General features: G+C 70.3%; 15 protein-coding genes. 11 read left to right on the top strand and 4 right to left on the bottom strand.

Annotated elements, in window-relative coordinates:
- Positions 1 to 69 precede the first annotated feature (69 nt).
- Entirely contained in the window at positions 70 to 1,677 is a 1,608-nt protein-coding gene (locus ACIOWN_RS09095) for an ABC transporter substrate-binding protein (RefSeq protein WP_362346884.1), read from the top strand.
- Between the two features lie 90 nt (positions 1,678 to 1,767).
- On the opposite strand, the gene ACIOWN_RS09090 is transcribed toward ACIOWN_RS09095, so the two are convergent.
- Together ACIOWN_RS09090 and ACIOWN_RS09085 are read right to left on the bottom strand one after the other, a co-directional pair.
- Complete coding sequence (locus ACIOWN_RS09090; protein ID WP_362346886.1) at positions 1,768 to 2,439, bottom strand: response regulator transcription factor; 672 nt, start codon at positions 2,437 to 2,439, stop codon at positions 1,768 to 1,770.
- A 14-nt stretch (positions 2,440 to 2,453) separates the two neighbouring features.
- Positions 2,454 to 3,602, bottom strand: a complete 1,149-nt coding sequence (locus ACIOWN_RS09085; RefSeq protein ID WP_401981257.1) for a RecB family exonuclease — start codon at positions 3,600 to 3,602, stop codon at positions 2,454 to 2,456.
- A 172-nt stretch (positions 3,603 to 3,774) separates the two neighbouring features.
- Here ACIOWN_RS09085 and ACIOWN_RS09080 point away from each other — a divergent pair, with 172 nt between their 5' ends.
- The 3 genes from ACIOWN_RS09080 to ACIOWN_RS09070 all read left to right on the top strand — a co-directional run bounded on the left by ACIOWN_RS09080 (position 3,775) and on the right by ACIOWN_RS09070 (position 7,336).
- Positions 3,775 to 5,619: a site-2 protease family protein gene (locus ACIOWN_RS09080; RefSeq protein ID WP_401981254.1), complete on the top strand. Its 1,845-nt coding sequence runs from the start codon at positions 3,775 to 3,777 to the stop codon at positions 5,617 to 5,619.
- A 61-nt stretch (positions 5,620 to 5,680) separates the two neighbouring features.
- Positions 5,681 to 6,583, top strand: a complete 903-nt coding sequence (locus ACIOWN_RS09075) for a tRNA (adenine-N1)-methyltransferase (protein WP_362346892.1) — start codon at positions 5,681 to 5,683, stop codon at positions 6,581 to 6,583.
- A 174-nt stretch (positions 6,584 to 6,757) separates the two neighbouring features.
- The gene (locus tag ACIOWN_RS09070) at positions 6,758 to 7,336 is read left to right on the top strand and encodes a hypothetical protein (RefSeq protein ID WP_401981397.1); all 579 of its coding nucleotides are present in this window, start codon (positions 6,758 to 6,760) and stop codon (positions 7,334 to 7,336) included.
- Positions 7,337 to 7,405: 69 nt separating this feature from the next.
- Here the strand turns inward: ACIOWN_RS09070 and ACIOWN_RS09065 are convergent, their stop codons facing one another.
- Positions 7,406 to 7,711 carry a ferredoxin gene (locus ACIOWN_RS09065; RefSeq protein ID WP_362346894.1) on the bottom strand — a complete coding sequence of 102 codons (306 nt, stop codon included), beginning with the start codon at positions 7,709 to 7,711 and terminating at the stop codon, positions 7,406 to 7,408.
- Between the two features lie 243 nt (positions 7,712 to 7,954).
- On the opposite strand from ACIOWN_RS09065, the gene arc reads away from it, so the two are divergent.
- The 6 genes from arc (at position 7,955) to prcA (ending at position 14,134) form a co-directional block, all read left to right on the top strand.
- Positions 7,955 to 9,721: a proteasome ATPase gene (gene arc, locus ACIOWN_RS09060; protein ID WP_362346896.1), complete on the top strand. Its 1,767-nt coding sequence runs from the start codon at positions 7,955 to 7,957 to the stop codon at positions 9,719 to 9,721.
- A 234-nt stretch (positions 9,722 to 9,955) separates the two neighbouring features.
- The gene (dop, locus tag ACIOWN_RS09055; protein WP_362346898.1) at positions 9,956 to 11,467 is read left to right on the top strand and encodes a depupylase/deamidase Dop; all 1,512 of its coding nucleotides are present in this window, start codon (positions 9,956 to 9,958) and stop codon (positions 11,465 to 11,467) included.
- Positions 11,468 to 11,647: 180 nt separating this feature from the next.
- Positions 11,648 to 11,866 carry a ubiquitin-like protein Pup gene (locus tag ACIOWN_RS09050; protein WP_362346900.1) on the top strand — a complete coding sequence of 73 codons (219 nt, stop codon included), beginning with the start codon at positions 11,648 to 11,650 and terminating at the stop codon, positions 11,864 to 11,866.
- Between the two features lie 52 nt (positions 11,867 to 11,918).
- Positions 11,919 to 12,524 (top strand): endonuclease VII domain-containing protein, encoded by a 606-nt coding sequence (locus ACIOWN_RS09045; protein ID WP_401981394.1) that lies wholly within the window; start codon positions 11,919 to 11,921, stop codon positions 12,522 to 12,524.
- Complete coding sequence (gene prcB / locus ACIOWN_RS09040) at positions 12,476 to 13,321, top strand: proteasome subunit beta (protein WP_362346902.1); 846 nt, start codon at positions 12,476 to 12,478, stop codon at positions 13,319 to 13,321. Before ACIOWN_RS09045 ends, prcB begins: the two co-directional genes overlap by 49 nt.
- 60 nt (positions 13,322 to 13,381) lie before the next feature.
- Complete coding sequence (gene prcA, locus ACIOWN_RS09035) at positions 13,382 to 14,134, top strand: proteasome subunit alpha (protein WP_100567755.1); 753 nt, start codon at positions 13,382 to 13,384, stop codon at positions 14,132 to 14,134.
- Between the two features lie 85 nt (positions 14,135 to 14,219).
- Here prcA and ACIOWN_RS09030 read toward each other — a convergent pair whose 3' ends face one another.
- Positions 14,220 to 15,236, bottom strand: coding sequence for a LacI family DNA-binding transcriptional regulator (locus tag ACIOWN_RS09030; RefSeq protein ID WP_362346904.1), 1,017 nt, complete (start codon positions 15,234 to 15,236; stop codon positions 14,220 to 14,222).
- A gap of 120 nt (positions 15,237 to 15,356) precedes the next feature.
- Between ACIOWN_RS09030 and ACIOWN_RS09025 the strand changes: the two genes are divergently transcribed.
- A complete protein-coding gene (locus ACIOWN_RS09025; protein ID WP_362346906.1) occupies positions 15,357 to 16,625 on the top strand; it encodes an MFS transporter in 1,269 nt (422 codons plus the stop codon).
- The last annotated feature ends 6 nt before the right edge of the window (positions 16,626 to 16,631 follow it).

The raw sequence follows: 16,631 nt of genomic DNA, 5'->3' as shown, positions 1-16,631 counted from the left end.
CCCCTGTGATCCGTCGCGACATCCTGCATGCCGGATACACAGACATGACAGCTCTGGAGAAACTCGAGCATGAACCGCAAGACTTTGGTGCTGCCGGCCGTGGTCGGTCTGCTCGCGCCGGTACTCGCCGCGTGCGGCGGTTCCGACAGCGGCGGCAAGAGCGGCGACGCGATCGTCGTCGGCACCACGGACCGGTTCACCGCTGACGAGGAGGCCCCGGCGCCCGTCGATCCGGCGTACGCCTACGACGTCGGCACCTGGAACATCCTGCGCCAGACCGTGCAGACCCTGATGATCCAGCCCAAGGGCGACGGCGACCCCGTTCCCGAGGCGGCCGAGAAGTGCGGCTTCACGGACAGCGGCAACGAGCGCTACGCCTGCACGCTGCGCGACGGCCTGAAGTTCTCGAGCGGCGAGCCCATCACCGCGGCCGACGTGAAGTTCTCCATCGACCGCGCCATCTCCATCAACGCCGACAGCGGTGTGTCCGGACTGCTGTCCACCGTGGACACCGTGGAGACCCAGGGCGACCGTGAGGTCATCTTCCACCTCAACACGGCCGACGCCATCTTCCCGTACAAGCTGTCGACGCCCGTCGCGGGCATCGTCAACCCCAAGGACTACGACAAGAGCAAGCTCCGCGACGGCTTCGCCGTGGACGGCTCCGGTCCGTACACCATGAAGGCCAACGTCAAGAACGGCGAGATGGTCGACGCGGTCTTCACCAAGAACCCCAACTACCAGGGGACGTTGAAGCTCAACAACGACAAGGTGCAGATGCGTTCCTTCCCGGACGCCGACGCGATGGGCGACGCTCTGGACAAGGGCGACATCGACGTCATGACCCGCACCATGTCGCCCGAGCAGATCCGCACGCTGTCGGCCGCCAACAAGGACAGCAAGGTCGGCATCGTCGAGACGGCCGGCCTGGAGATCCGCTACCTGGCCTTCAACACCGACGCCGCGACGGTGAAGACCAAGGCCGTGCGTGAGGCCATGGCCCAGGTCATCAACCGCAGCGAACTCGTCTCCGAGGTCTACGGCACCCAGGCCGAGCCGCTGTACTCGATGGTCCCGGCCACCATCACCGGCCACTCCAACTCCTTCTTCAACCGGTACGGCGACCCGAACGTGACCAAGGCCCGGTCGCTGCTGGAGAAGGCCGGAGTCACCACCCCGGTGAAGCTGACGATGCACTACACGACGGACCACTACGGCCCGGCCACCAAGAAGGAATTCGAGATCCTTCGCCAGCAGCTCAACAACAGCGGCCTGTTCGACGTCGACATCCAGGGCACGCCCTGGGACACCTTCCGCCCGGCGGAGAAGAAGGGCCAGTACGACGTCTTCGGCATGGGCTGGTTCCCTGACTTCCCGGACGCCGACAACTACCTGGCGCCGTTCCTCGACAAGGGCAACACCCTCAACATTCCTTACGCCAACAGCGACATCCGCAACACCCTGATCCCGCAGTCCCGTCGCCAGGCCGACCGGCTCTCCGCGTCCACCAGCCTGACGACCATTCAGGACCAGGTCGCCATCGACGTCCCGCTGATCCCGCTGTGGCAGGGCAAGCAGTACGTCGCCTCCCGCGACAACATCACGGGCACCGCGTACGCCCTCAACTCCTCGGCCACGCTCCAGCTGTGGGAGCTCGGCCGCGGTGTGAGCGGCTGATCCGCGAGCACGTCCACGACGAAGGGCGCCCCTTCCCGGTCTTCCGGAAGGGGCGCCCTTCGTCGTCGAGCCGGGCCGCGGGGCGGCCCGCTACTGCGCGCCGGGGCGTACCAGTCCGCTCTCGTACGCGTACACCGCGGCCTGCACGCGGTCGCGCAGCCCCAGCTTCGTCAGTACGTGCCCGACATGCGTCTTGACCGTCGTCTCGCTGACGAACAGATCGGCGGCGATCTCGGCGTTGGACAGGCCGCGCGCCACCAGCTTCAGCACCTCCACCTCACGGTCGGTGAGGGTGTGCAGCGTGTCCGGCATCTGCTCCTCGCCGGAGGGCAGGTGCGTGGCGTACTTGTCCAGCAGCCGGCGCGTGATGCTCGGCGCCAGCATCGCCTCGCCGGCCGCGACCACCCGGATCGCCTGCACCAGCTCGTTGGCCGGCGCGTCCTTGAGCAGGAAGCCGCTCGCGCCGGCGCGCAGCGCCTCCACCACGTACTCGTCGAGGTCGAAGGTCGTCAGCACCAGCACCTTCGCCGGACCGTTCCGCTCCGGTCCTGTGATCTGCCGGGTCGCCTCCACGCCGTCCATCCGCGGCATGCGGATGTCCATCAGCACCACGTCGGGCTGAAGGGCCCGCACCTGGTCCAGGGCCTGCAGGCCGTCTCCGGCCTCGCCCACGACCGCGATGTCCTGCTCGGCCTCCAGGATCATCCGGAACCCGGTGCGCAGCAGCGGCTGGTCGTCGACCAGTAGGACGCGGATGGCCACGTGAGTCTCCTTCGCTAGTCCGGCCCCATTCTGCCCTGCGCCGTGCTGCCGGATTCCTCCGCCCTCACCGGCAGCGGATAGGGCGGGGGAGTGCCGCCGAACTCCGGGCAGTGGGCGCGGTGGTCGCACCAGCCGCACAGCTTGGTGGGGCGCGGCCGCCAGTCGCCGGTCTCGGTGGCCAGCCGGATCGCCTCCCACAGCGCCAGCAGCTTGCGCTCCACCCGCTCCAGGTCGGCGGGGACCGGGTCGTAGGTCAGCACGTCGCCGCTGCCCAGGTACACCAGTTGCAGCCGCCGCGGGACGACTTTCTTCAGCCGCCACACCACCAGGGCGTAGAACTTCATCTGGAACAGCGCGCCCTCGGCGTACTCGGGGCGGGGCGCCTTGCCCGTCTTGTAGTCGACGATCCGCACCTCGCCCGTGGGCGCCACGTCCACCCGGTCGATGATGCCGCGCAGGGTCAGCCCCGAGTCCAGCTCCGCCTCGACGAACAGCTCACGCTCGGCCGGTTCGAGACGGGTCGGGTCCTCCAGCGTGAACCAGCGCTCCACCAGCCGCTCCGCCTCCGCCAGCCAGCGGGCCAGCCGCTCGCCGTCGGCGTCGTCGGCGAACAGCTCCACCAGCTCGGGCCGCGTCTCGCGCAGCCGTTGCCACTGGCCCGGGACCAGTGCCTTGGCCCGCGGCGCGGTCCGCTCCACGGCGGGCGCGTCGAAGAGCCGCTCCAGCACGGCGTGCACCAGCGTGCCCCTCGTCGCCGCCTCACTCGGTTTCTCCGGCAACCGGTCGATCACCCGGAACCGGTACAGCAGCGGACACTGCATGAAGTCCCCGGCCCGAGAGGGAGACAAGGACCTGGGCGGCACGACAGCCCGCCCGCTCGACGTCGCGTCCGTCCCTCGTCCACCCGCCGCGCCCGGCTCGTGCCCGCCCGGCACCGGGCCCGTCGCCGCGCCACCCGCGACGGGGCGGCCGGCGGCTGTCGTGCGCGTCTGTGTTCCACCACTGTCCGCGGTCACGACATCGGCGGCGGGCGCCTGAACGGGGACCGCCGGGGCCGGTGCGGCCGGGCGCGACTCTGCGGCCCCTGGCGCGTTGTTGCGTGAGGGGGCCGGTCCGACGGCGTCGTGCGGGGTGCCGGGCTCGCCCTCCGTGCTCGTCTCCATGCCCCAGACCCTACGGCCCGCCACCGACAGTGACCCGGGGACGGTCATGTTGTGCGCGAAGAGGGGAAAACACATGGGGTGCCGGGCATGAGCGATCGTCACGGCCGCATACCATCGACCCGAGACCTTCCGGCCGTCAGGCACGGGAGACTGCTTCGAACGAGGGGACACCGTGGACGTGAGCGGCGGGAGCGGACAGCCGCGTTCCGGCAAGGACGAGTCGGCAGATCGCCGCACGGGCCCGGTGGACCCGGCCCCCGACTCCGGCCCGGGCGCCGAGCCGGCCGACGCGGCCCCGCCCGAGCCGTCCCCGTGGACCTCCGCCACCGGAGCGGAGGGCGGCCCGGAAGAGCCGACGAGGGAGACGCGGGAGGCGCGGGAGGCGGAGGCGACGGGCGAGCCGAAACGCTCCGCCGACGCCCCCCAGCAGCCGCCCGCCACTCACGAGGGCCCGCAGGAGCCACCGGCCACCGGCGACGCCCCGCGGCCCACCGCGACCGCCGACGCCCCGCAGGAGCCGCAGGCCACCGGCGATGCCTCGAAGGACCCGTCGGCCGGCCGCGACGTCCCGCGGCAGCCGCCCGCCACCCACGACGCCCCGCAGGAGCCGTCCGCCACCGGCCACGCCCCGCAGCCGTCCGCCACCGGCGACGTCCACCACGGCGTCCACCCCGACCGCGGTTACGCCCACAGCGGCGACCCGGCCGCCGGACGTGAATCCGCCGCCCGTGCCGAGAGCCCGGCCCCCGTGCCCGGCGACCGCCCGCGCGTGCCCGGCGACGGTAACCGCCCCGAGCCCCACCCCGACCGCACTGAGGCCCGTTCCGGGGCCGGGCAGGAACCGCCGCGGCGCACCAGCGAGCCCAGGGGCGGGCTCCTCATGGGGCGGCCCTTCGGCGTGCCCGTCTACGTGGCGCCCAGCTGGTTCCTCGTGGCCGCGCTCATCACCTGGGTGTTCGGCGGGCAGCTCGACCGGGTGCTGCCCGAGCTCGGCGCCGCCCGCTACCTCGTAGCCCTCTTCTTCGCGGTCGCCTTCTACGGCTCCGTCCTGGTCCACGAACTCGCCCACACCATCGCCGCCCTCCGCTTCAAGCTCCCGGTCCGCCGCATCCAGCTCCAGTTCTTCGGCGGCGTCTCCGAGATCGAGAAGGAGGCCGAGACCCCCGGCCGCGAGTTCGTCCTCGCCTTCGTCGGCCCGCTGCTCTCGCTGATCCTCGCCGGTGTCTTCTACGCCGCCCTGCGGCCCGTCGAACGCGGCACGGTCCTCGGCGTCCTGCTGGCCGGCCTGATGATCTCCAACCTCATCGTCGCCGCCTTCAACCTGCTGCCCGGACTGCCCCTCGACGGCGGACGCATGCTGCGCGCCGTCGTCTGGAAGATCACCGGCAGACCGATGAGCGGCACCGTCGCCGCCGCCTGGGTCGGCCGCGCGCTCGCCGTCGCCGTGCTGATCGGACTGCCCCTGGTCACCCAGTCCGGCGCCCTCGGCGCCCCCGAGGACAGCGTCGGCGTGGGCACAGTCACCAACGCCCTGCTCGCCGCCATCCTGGCCGCGATCATCTGGACCGGCGCGGGCAACAGCCTGCGCATGGCCCGGCTGCGCGAACACCTCCCCGAGCTGCGTGCCCGCGCCCTCACCCGCCGCGCCGTCCCGGTCGAGACCAACACCTCCCTGGCCGAGGCCCTGCGCCGCGCCAACGCGTCCGGCGCCCGCGCCCTGGTCGTCGTCGACGGCCACGGCGAGCCGCTCTCCCTCGTCCGCGAGTCCGCCATCGTCGGCGTACCCGAGCACCGCCGCCCCTGGGTCTACGCCAGCGAACTCGCCCAGGAGCTCACCGACGGCATGCGCGTCTCCGCCGAACTCGCCGGCGAGGACCTCCTGGACGCGCTGCGCGCCGCCCCGGCCACCGAGTACCTCGTGGTGGAGAACAGCGGCGAGATCTACGGTGTGCTGTCCGCGTCCGACGTGGAGCGCGCGTTCGTCAAGGCCATGGCCCGCCCGTCGGCCTCCGCGTAGGGCTCCCGGCGGGCCCCTCCGCGTGGTCGGAGGGCCCGCCGGGGACCGGTAGGCTGGTCACATGTCCGAACCGACCGGTGCCGCCCGCCGCCGCGGGCCCTTCAAGGTCGGGGACCAGGTACAGCTGACCGACCCCAAGGGCCGCCACTACACGTTCACGCTCGAGGCCGGGAAGAACTTCCACACCCACAAAGGTTCCTTCCCGCACGACGAACTGATCGGCGCACCCGAGGGCAGCGTTGTCCGCACCACCGGCAACGTCGCCTACCTCGCGCTGCGCCCCCTGCTCCCCGACTACGTCCTGTCCATGCCCCGCGGGGCAGCTGTCGTATACCCGAAGGACGCGGGGCAGATCCTCGCCTTCGCCGACATCTTCCCCGGCGCACGCGTCGTGGAGGCCGGCGTCGGCTCCGGCTCGCTGAGCAGCTTCCTGCTGCGGGCGATCGGCGACCAGGGCATGCTGCACAGCTACGAGCGCCGCGCCGACTTCGCCGAGATCGCCCAGGCGAACGTGGAGCGCTACTTCGGCGGCCCGCACCCCGCCTGGCAGCTCACCGTCGGAGACCTCCAGGACAACCTGTCCGACACCGACGTCGACCGCGTCATCCTCGACATGCTCGCCCCCTGGGAGTGCCTGGAGTCCGTCTCCAAGGCGCTCGTCCCCGGCGGCATCCTGTGCTGCTACGTCGCGACCACCACCCAGCTCGCCCGGACCGTGGAGTCCATCCGCGAGATCGGCTGCTTCAACGAGCCGACCGCCTGGGAGACGATGATCCGCAACTGGCACATCGAGGGCCTGGCCGTCCGCCCGGACCACCGCATGATCGGCCACACCGGCTTCCTGCTCACCGCCCGCCGGCTCGCGGACGGCGTCGAGCCGCCCATGCGCCGCCGCCGCCCCGCCAAGGGCGCCTACGGCGAGGACTACGAGGGCCCCAACGCCGACGGCGGCGCCACCCGCTGACGCGGCCCGCCACCACGCGCAACACACGGGCGCCGTGGTGGAGTTCCCGACGACCACAGGGAACTCCGCCACGGCGCCCTCGCGTTGACCCCCACCCCGCCGTTCCCCCGCACTGTGACGTGTGGCACGATGCTGGCCACCCCACCGGCACAGCCCTCGCAGGAGATGCTCCTAGTGCAGCAGTCCGCCGTTCCGGAACTGGCCCACACGCACACCCGCCCCATCCACTGGATGGCCACCGCCACCGCGGTCGCCGGTGTGGTCGCCCTCTCCTCGCTCGTGCAGCCCGGCGCGGCCACGGCCGCCCAGCCGCAGGGCCCGCGCACGCACTCCGCACCCGCCGCCGCGGCCGCCCCGGGCACCACCGGCGTGACCTTCCCCATCGACTGCGGCCCGGTGCGGGCCGTGATGGCGAAGAAGGCCTCCGGGGACCTCGACGGGGACGGCCGGCCGGAGACCGTGGCCGTCGTGCACTGCGACGCCGCCATGGGCACCCCGCCCGACGCCGTCTACGTCCTCACCCAGGCCGCCGGCGCCGCCGAGCCGCGCGTGGTCGCCACCCTCGTCGAGGCCAAGGACCGGTATTCGGTCACGGACTTCGCAGTCCGTGACGGCGCGGTGACCGCCACCCTGCTCGGCTACTCCTCGCCCGACGTGCCCAATTGCTGCCCCGACCTCAAGGACGACGTGAAGTGGCGGTGGCAGAACGGCGCGTTCGTCCGCTCCACGGACGCCGGGGCGCGCGGTATCTGACCGCGTCCCGGACCACAGTCCCCGAAAATGTGAGAAAACAGACAATGGTGACGCCTCGCGCCGAGGTTGTCACTCCGCGTCAGGTCCGTACACCTCGACCCGGTCCGCGACGCGGCGTACATGGATGCACTCGCCCGGGCACTCCCTGGCCGAGTCCACCACGTCCGTGAGGAGCGGAAGCGGCACGGGCGTTGCCGCTCCGGCCTCCTGAAGGAGCTCGTCCTCCGGGCCCTTCACATAGGCCAGACCGTCGATGTCCAGCTCGAACACCTCGGGCGCGTACTGCGCGCAGATGCCGTCGCCGGTACACAGGTCCTGGTCGATCCAGACCTCCAGGGCCTCGCCACCGTCCGAGGTCTGCTGCTGCACGGTCATCTCTCCTGCCGTATCACGTCGAGCCGTACGGGAATCCGGCCAGCTCTGACGGGTGTTGAACATGTCGACCCTACCTCTGCCCGCTTTCCAATCATGTTCGGTGGGTATTCCCCTGGCGTGAGGGAGAGCGCAAGGGTGAAGATCGGACACACCCCGACAGTCTTTGTGATCTAGGGGTTTCAATCGACACCCACCCAGGTAGGGTCTGGAAGCGTCCAGCTCCCCTTGGAGGAGGTGAGGACCGTGGCAGCCCACGACGACGACATGAACCGCGGCATCCGCCCGGGACGCGGGTCCGACGACCCGGCCGGGCAGATCGCCTACCTTGAGCAGGAGATCGCCGTCCTGCGCCGCAAGCTCGCCGACTCTCCGCGTCACACGAGGATTCTCGAAGAGCGGATCGTCGAGTTGCAGACCAACCTGGCCGGCGTCTCCGCGCAGAACGAACGGCTTGCGAACACGCTCCGCGAGGCCCGCGACCAGATCGTGGCCCTCAAGGAAGAGGTCGACCGGCTCGCCCAGCCGCCGGCCGGCTTCGGAGTCTTCCTGCAGGCAAACGAGGACGGCACCGCCGACATCTTCACCGGTGGCCGCAAGCTGAGGGTGAACGTCAGCCCCAGCGTCGAGCTCGACGAGCTCAGGCGCGGCCAGGAACTGATGCTCAACGAGGCGCTCAACGTGGTCGAGGCCATGGAGTTCGAGCGCGTCGGCGACATCGTCACCCTCAAGGAGATCCTCGAGGACGGCGAGCGGGCCCTGGTGCTCGGGCACACCGACGAGGAGCGGGTGGTACGGCTCGCCGAGCCGCTGCTGGACGTCACCATCCGCCCCGGCGACGCGCTCCTGCTCGAACCCAGGTCCGGCTACGTCTACGAGGTCGTGCCCAAGAGCGAGGTCGAGGAACTCGTCCTCGAAGAGGTGCCCGACATCGGCTACGAGCAGATCGGCGGCCTCGGCAACCAGATCGAGGCCATCCGTGACGCCGTGGAGCTGCCGTACCTCTACCCGGACCTGTTCAAGGAGCACGAGCTGCGCCCGCCGAAGGGCGTCCTGCTCTACGGGCCTCCCGGATGCGGCAAGACGCTCATCGCCAAGGCCGTCGCGAACTCGCTCGCCAAGAAGGTCGCCGAGGTCACCGGACAGGCCGCGGGCAAGAGCTTCTTCCTCAACATCAAGGGCCCGGAGCTGCTGAACAAGTACGTCGGCGAGACCGAGCGGCAGATCCGCCTGGTCTTCCAGCGTGCCCGGGAGAAGGCCGGCGAGGGCACGCCGGTGATCGTCTTCTTCGACGAGATGGAGTCCCTCTTCCGCACCCGCGGCTCCGGTGTCAGCTCGGACGTGGAGAACACCATCGTCCCCCAGCTGCTCGCCGAGATCGACGGTGTGGAGGGCCTGCAGAACGTGGTCGTGATCGGCGCCTCCAACCGCGAGGACATGATCGACCCCGCCATCCTGCGGCCCGGCCGCCTCGATGTGAAGATCAAGATCGAGCGTCCGGACGCCGAGGCGGCGAAGGACATCTTCGGGAAGTACCTCACCGAGCGCCTCCCGCTGCACGCGGACGACGTCGCGGAACACGCGGGCGACAAGGACTCCACGGTCCAGGGCATGATCCAGACCGCGGTGGAACACATGTACGCCGAATCCGAGGAGAACCGCTTCCTGGAGGTCACCTACGCCAACGGCGACAAGGAAGTCCTGTATTTCAAGGACTTCAATTCCGGCGCCATGATCGAGAACATCGTGGGCCGCGCCAAGAAGATGGCGATCAAGGACTTCCTCGAGAAGAACCAGAAGGGTCTTCGCGTCTCCCACCTGCTCCAGGCATGCGTGGACGAGTTCAAGGAGAACGAGGACCTGCCGAACACCACCAACCCGGACGACTGGGCCCGGATCTCCGGAAAGAAGGGCGAGCGGATCGTCTACATCCGCACCCTCATCACCGGAAAGCAGGGCGCGGACACCGGACGTTCCATCGACACGGTGGCGAATACCGGACAGTACCTGTAAAAGCAGGGTGGCTGCGGGTGCCCTCCAGGGGGTACCCGCAGTCGGCTGTTTCCGGGGCCACCGCATGGAGCAGGCAATGACGCAAATGATCTCCCCACCAGCGCAAAGGCGTTCTAGGCTCTTTCGTACCGCCGGGTTGCGCAGTGCGGGGACGGGCACCGCACAGGCACCCGGGCACGAGCGGTACTTGAGCGACGTCCACGACCGAGGGCGCCGCCGGGCAAGGAGGGCCGCATGACCGTACGGCGAGTAATGGGCATCGAGACGGAGTACGGGATCTCCGTCCCCGGCCACCCCAATGCCAATGCCATGCTCACCTCATCCCAGATCGTCAACGCCTACGCGGCGGCCATGCACCGGGCCCGCCGGGCCCGCTGGGACTTCGAGGAGGAGAATCCGCTTCGGGACGCCCGGGGCTTCGACCTCGCCCGCGAGGCGGCCGACGCCAGCCAGCTCACCGACGAGGACATCGGTCTGGCCAACGTCATTCTCACCAACGGCGCACGGCTCTACGTCGACCACGCCCACCCGGAGTACAGCGCGCCCGAGGTCACCAACCCGCGGGACGCCGTCCTGTGGGACAAGGCCGGCGAACGGATCATGGCCGAGGCGGCGGAGCGGGCGGCCCAGCTGCCCGGCGCCCAGCCGATCCACCTCTACAAGAACAACACCGACAACAAGGGCGCCTCCTACGGCACGCACGAGAACTACCTGATGAAGCGGGAGACCGCGTTCTCGGACATCGTGCGCCACCTCACGCCCTTCTTCGTCTCCCGCCAGGTCATCACGGGCGCGGGACGCGTCGGCATCGGCCAGGACGGCCACGAGCACGGCTTCCAGCTCAGTCAGCGAGCGGACTACTTCGAGGTCGAGGTCGGCCTGGAGACCACGCTCAAGCGGCCGATCATCAACACGCGCGACGAGCCGCACGCCGACGCGGAGAAGTACCGCCGCCTGCACGTGATCATCGGCGACGCCAACCTCTCGGAGATCTCCACCTACCTCAAGCTGGGCACGACCGCTCTGGTCCTGTCCATGATCGAGGACGGCTTCATCGCCGTCGACCTGGCCGTCGACCAGCCCGTCCGCACGCTCCACCAGGTCTCGCACGACCCGGGCCTCAAGCGTCTGGTCACGCTGCGCAGCGGCCGTACGCTCACCGCGGTGCAGCTCCAGATGGAGTACTACGAGCTGTCGCGCAAGTACGTGGAGGAGCGGTTCGGCGCGGATGCCGACGAGCAGACCAAGGACGTGCTGTCCCGCTGGGAGGACACCCTCAACCGGCTGGAGAACGATCCGATGAGCCTGGCCGGCGAGCTGGACTGGGTCGCCAAGCGGGAGCTCATGGAGGGCTACCGGCGACGTGACGGCCTCGACTGGGACGCCGCCCGCCTCCACCTCGTCGACCTCCAGTACGCGGACGTACGCCCCGACAAGGGCCTGTACAACCGCCTGGTGGCCCGCGGACGCATCAAGCGCCTGCTGGACGAGGCCGAGGTGGACCGGGCCCGCAGGAAGCCGCCGGAGGACACGCGCGCGTACTTCCGCGGCCGCTGCCTGGAGCAGTACGCCGACGACGTCGCCGCGGCCTCCTGGGACTCGGTGATCTTCGATCTGCCGGGCCGGGACTCGCTGCAGCGCGTCCCAACCCTGGAACCGCTTCGCGGAACGCGTAATCACGTCAAGGAGCTCCTCGACCGCTGTCGTACCGCCGAAGACCTGGTCAGGGTGCTTTCCGGCGGCTGAGCGGATCTTGGACCGGGCCGCCCGTACAGGGTGGAAATCCCCGGTGCCGGGAATCATCGAGGTGGCCCTCGTACGTTGGAGAAAGTGCGGGGCCGATGTCGGACCCGGCTTGTAGGGTCGGAACATCACCGATCGGCCGTAATGCCGACCATGTCGGGCGAACTGAGCGGGGTGAGGGTAATGGCAACGAAGGACACCGGCGGCGGGCAGCAGAAGGCCACGCGTTCCACCGAGGAGGTCGAGGAGCAGTCCCAGGACGCGCAGGCCTCCGAGGACCTCAAGGAGCGACACGAGAAGCTGAGCGACGACGTGGACTCCGTGCTGGACGAGATCGACGACGTACTCGAGGAAAACGCCGAGGATTTCGTGCGCTCCTTCGTGCAAAAAGGTGGAGAGTGAAGGTCGTTTAGGCCGGCTCCTTTCGAAATGAAGGTGGGCGCGGGGGGTGAGTGTGGCCGGCGAGCCGAACGTGAAACAGTGCACGAAATGCAAGCGAGAGCTACCTCTTGCCGCATTCGCGCGGGGCAAGAATCGACGTGATGGCCTCCAGGTGCACTGCCGGGAGTGCGTGGCGGAGTACAGCGCCGCGCACTACCGGCGCCGCCGGGAAGCCGTGGGCAAGTCGGTTCGGGCGAGGGCGGAGGTCCCGGCCGGGCACAAGCTCTGCCGGACGTGTGGTGAGGTCAAGCCGCACAGTGAGTGGCATCGCAACGCGACTGCGTCGGACGGTCTGTCGACGCGCTGCAAGGCCTGCCGTGCCATCCGGGGACGGCAGGATCACCTGAAGCGTCAGTACGGCCTCACCGAAGCCGAGCGTGACGAGTTGATCGCCTTCCAGGGAGGCGTCTGCTGTATATGTCTCTCGGCTCCACCAGAGCATGTGGATCACTGCCATGAGACGGGTAGGGTCCGTGGCGTACTGTGCTTCAGCTGCAATGCCGCACTGGGGCAGTTCAAGGATCGGCCCGATGCCATAAGGCGGGCTGCTGCTTACGTGGAGGGAAACGCGTGGAAGCCAACACTCGTAGCACCGGGCGTCTACCGGCTGCCTTCCTGACGCCCGGGTCCTCCTCGTTCATGGACTTTCTCGCCGAGCACCAGCCGGAGCTGCTGCCGGGGAAGCGGCAGCTGCCGCCGACCCAAGGCGTGATCGAGGCGCCGCACGGCACCACCATCGTGGCGACGGCCTTCCCGGGTGGCGTCGTCCTGGCCGGTGACCGGCGGGCCACGATGGGGAACGTGATCGCGCAGCGGGACATCGAGAAGGTGTTCCCGGCGGACGAGTACTCGGCCGTCGGTATCGCCGGCACCGCCGGCCTGGCGGTGGAGATGGTGAAGCTGTTCCAGCTGGAGCTGGAGCACTTCGAGAAGGTCGAGGGGACGCAGCTCTCCCTGGAGGGCAAGGCGAACCGGCTGTCGACCATGATCCGCTCCAACCTGGGCATGGCCATGCAGGGACTGGCCGTGGTCCCGCTCTTCGCCGGGTACGACGTGGACCGCGAGAAGGGCCGGATCTTCTCCTACGACGTGACGGGCGGCCGTTCCGAGGAGCACGGCTTCGCGGCCACGGGCTCCGGCTCGGTCTTCGCGCGCGGCGCGATGAAGAAGTTGTTCCGGGAGGACCTGACCGAGGCCGAGGCCACGACACTGGTGGTCCAGGCCCTCTACGACGCGGCAGACGACGACTCGGCGACCGGTGGTCCCGATGTCGCCCGCCGGATCTATCCGATCGTCACCGTGATCACCGAGGACGGATTCCGCCGGCTCACCGAGGACGACTGTTCCGAGATCGCCCGCTCGGTGCTGCAGCGGCGCCTGGAGCAGCCGGACGGTCCGCGGGCCGCGCTGCTGTAGCCGGCGCCGGTTTTTGTCCGGGGTGATCCAGTGACTTCTACAGAAAGGGACGGATAACCGGTGTCGACGCCGTTCTATGTCTCACCTCAGCAGGCCATGGCCGACCGGGCGGAGTACGCCCGCAAGGGCATCGCCCGTGGCCGCAGCCTGGTCGTGCTGCAGTACGCCGACGGAATCGTGTTCGTCGGTGAGAATCCGTCCCGCGCGCTGCACAAGTTCAGCGAGATCTACGACCGGATCGCGTTCGCGGCGGCCGGCAAGTACAACGAGTACGAGAACCTCCGCATCGGCGGCGTCCGCTACGCCGACCTGCGCGGTTACACCTACGACCGGGACGACGTGACCGCCCGCGGCCTGGCGAACGTCTACGCCCAGACGCTGGGCACGATCTTCTCCAGCGCCGCGGAGAAGCCCTACGAGGTGGAGCTGGTGGTCGCCGAGGTGGGGGAGACCCCGGACGGCGACCAGATCTACCGGCTGCCGCACGACGGCTCGATCGTGGACGAGCACGGCTCGGTCGCGGTCGGCGGCAACGCCGAGCAGATCAGCGGCTACCTGGACCAGCGCCACCGCGACGGCATGTCCCTGGCCGAGGCGCTGAAGCTGGCCGTGCAGGCCCTGTCCCGCGACACCAACGGCAGCGAGCGGGAGATCCCCGCCGAGCGCCTGGAGGTGGCGGTGCTGGACCGTACGCGTCCGCAGAAGCGCAAGTTCAAGCGCATCGTGGGCCGTCAGCTGGCCCGGCTGCTGGAGGCCGACGGTGCGGCGACCGAGGCGGAGAGCGCCGACGAGGACGGCTCCGAGGAGAAGTAGTCCCGACCCTCCGTAGCCCCGTTCCCGGGTGCCCCGGCCCTCCAGTGGGCCGGGGCACCCGGGCGTTTCAGGGGGCTGGACGGCTTCAGGAGGGGCTGGGCGGCGCCGTGGAGCCCCGCACCACGAGCTCCACGGGAATGTCCCCGCCGTCCGGAGCGCGGCCCTCCAGGACGGCCAGCAGGGCGTGCATGCCCCGTTCGCCGAACAGTTCGGCGTCCAGCCGCACGGTGGTGAGCTCGGGGTCGATGGCGGTGGCGAGGGCGAGGTCGTCGACGCCGGTCACGGAGACGTCGTCGGGCACGCGCAGGCCGAGGCGGCGCAGGGCCTTGTAGGCGCCGGCGGCGAGCTTGTCGTCGTCGCAGACCAGCGCGGTGGGCCGGGGCCCGGGAGTGCTCAGGGCGGCCTCGGTGGCGGCCCTGGCGTCCTCGATGGAGATGGGGGCGCGGGCGGTGCGCACGGAGGTGCCGGGCACCGCGCCCAGCCGGGCGCGGAGTTCCCTCGCCCGCACCTCGAAGGTCCAGGAGGCCACGTCCGCCGCGAGGTGCAGGAAGCGCCGGTGGCCGAGCCCGAGCAGATGGCCGGCGATCTGGCGTACGCCGTCGGCGATGTCCAGGTTGACGGTCGCGGCGCCCAGGCTGCCCGCGGGGTCGCTGTCCAGCATGACCAGCGGGAGCTGGTCGCCGCGGATCGCCGTCAGCGCGTCGGCGGCCATGGAGGAGGCGATCACGCCGTCCAGCGCGGCCTGGGCGGAGGCGAAGGGGTTGCGCGCCGGGCCGATGCCCTCGGGGGAGGGGTAGAGCACGACGCCGAAGCCGTGTTCGGCGGCGACGCGGGCGGCGCCGGTGTAGACGCCGGCGAAGAACTCGGTGGTCAGCACGGGGACGACCAGGAGCACGGTCCGGGTGCGGCCCAGGCGCAGGTTGCGGGCGGCGAGGTTGGGCCGGTAGCCGAGTTCCTCGGCCGCCCGGCGGACCCGTTCGGCGGTCGCCTGCGACACCCGGCCGCGCCACTTGTCGCCGAGGACCAGGGAGACGGCGGCCTGGGACACCCCGGCGGCGTGCGCGACGTCACGGCTGGTGGGGCGCGTGCTGCTTCGGACCACCGCGGGGACGCTCCTTCTCTGGACTGGTGAACAGCGCACATGGTACGTATGACCGAGTACGTTATACGTAACACCAGAGGTTGCTCCAGCACCTCGGGCGAACCGGCGGAAGGCGGGGCGATGGCTGTGGGGTTCGGGGGATACCTGGAGATCCTCAAAGCGAGGCACGCCGCCCGGCTGCTGACCGGCACGCTCGTGGGGCGGCTGCCCAACGCCACCGCGGCGATCGCCATCGTGCTGTTCGTCCGGGCGGAGGGCGGCACGTACAGTCTCGCGGGAGCGCTGGCGGCGGTGTACGGCGTGGCCAACGCGGTGGGCCAGCCCGTGCTCGGGCGCCTGGTGGACCTGTACGGTCAGCCCCGCGTCCAGTTGCCCGCCGCGCTCGCCGCGGGCCTGGCGATGACGGCCTTCGCCCTGACCGGCACGCGGCCGGCCGCCCTGGCGTACGCCTCCGTGGCCGCGGCCGGGCTCTTCACCCCGCCGCTGGAGGGCGGTCTGCGGGCCCTGTGGCCCTCGGTGCTGCGCAGGAACGACCAGGTTCACACCGCGTACGCGATGGACGCCGTGGCACAGGAAGTGATGTTCACCGCCGGCCCGTTGCTCGTGACCCTCTGCGTCTCGCTGTGGTCGGCGCAGGCGGCGCTGGTGGTGCTGAACGGCATCGGGGTGCTGGGCGCGCTGTCCGTGGTCGTCTCGCCCCCTTCGCGGGCCTGGCGTTCGGCACCCCGGGAGGCGCACTGGCTGGGCGCGCTGCGCTCGCCCGGTCTGCTGGCGCTGCTCGGAGCCTTCCTCTTCGTCGGTGTCGCCATGGGCTCCATCACGGTGGCGGCGGTGCCCTATGCCGACGACCACGGCGGTGACGCGGTGTACGGCTGGCTGATGGCCGCCCTGGGGCTGGGCGCGCTGGTCGGCGGCACCGTCTACGGCGCCCGCCAGTGGGCGGGCGCGCCAGAACGGCGACTGCGGCTGCTGGTGGGTCTGCTGGCGGTGTGTTACCTGCCGCTGATGCTGATGCCCGGAGCGGTGCCGATGGTGGCGCTGACGGTGCTGTCCGGGGTGTTCCTGGCGCCGTGCATCGCCTGCGCGTTCATCATCGTGGACCGGCACGCTCCGGCCGGCACCGTGACGGAGGCTTTCTCCTGGCTGGTGACGACGTTCACCGTGGGCGCGTCCGTCGGAACGGGTGCTGCCGGCCCGGTGGTCCAGGCGGGAGGCGCGCTGTGGGGCTTCGCGGTGCCGGGCGCCGCCGGGGCCGTGTCGTTGCTGGTGTTGCTGCTGACCGGGCGGGTCCTCACAGCTCCCGCCGCAGGGGCGGTGGTTGCCGCTTCATCGGAAAATGATCCAAATCGTGCTGCCGAACCTCGTTTGAGCGCAGAGGATCGGGCGTAATGTTCA

Source organism: Streptomyces sp. NPDC087787 (assembly GCF_044743035.1).
Lineage (GTDB): Bacteria > Actinomycetota > Actinomycetes > Streptomycetales > Streptomycetaceae > Streptomyces.
Note: the sequence above shows the minus strand (reverse complement) of the source record. Positions and strands in the feature narration are given on the sequence as shown.